The organism is Chloroherpetonaceae bacterium, assembly GCA_025056565.1.
GTDB lineage: Bacteria > Bacteroidota > Chlorobiia > Chlorobiales > Thermochlorobacteraceae > Thermochlorobacter.
Genome location: JANWWA010000072.1, coordinates 1 through 521, shown reverse-complemented (window position 1 = coordinate 521; position 521 = coordinate 1). Strand labels below are relative to the sequence as shown.

At 56.8% G+C, this 521-nt stretch carries 1 protein-coding gene; it reads right to left on the bottom strand.

The window, feature by feature from the left end:
- Positions 1 to 42 precede the first annotated feature (42 nt).
- Positions 43 to 521, bottom strand: a 479-nt coding sequence (locus NZM05_12730) for a hypothetical protein (protein MCS7014480.1), incomplete at its 5' end; no start/stop codon positions are given.

The window sequence follows — 521 nt, the reverse complement described above, 5'->3', positions numbered from 1 at the left end:
GCCATCAACCGTATCGCTAGCTTCCTCGTCATGCGCATCCTTCTAGATGACCCTGAACGACTCGTCTCCATTTACCTCGAAGGCAATCCACCCTACCTCATGATCGACGGAAAACCTACCCCCACCCAAGGCACAGCCTTCGAATTCATCTTCGATAAACTTATCCCAGACGCCCTCGGACTGAAATACCCCTCCACCCACTCTAAACACGATTTCCTCCACCACCTCTTCTCCACCCTCCTCACCGCCGCCGCACGACGAGGTAACTTCCATATCCTCCAAAAATATGGCGTCGCCCGCCTCCACCTTACCTTCCGTAACATCGAATCCGAATACCCCCACCACACCCAAGACATCATGCTCCAAGAATCCCTCTTCAAACACTTCAGCGACGCCGCCTTCTTCTGGACAAAAATTATCCACGACGACCTCCACGCCTTCAACCATATCCTTCACCACCTCTCCCCCTCCGAATACCCCCACCGCGTCGCCCGCGCCCCGCCCGCCCGCCCCCCCGCCGA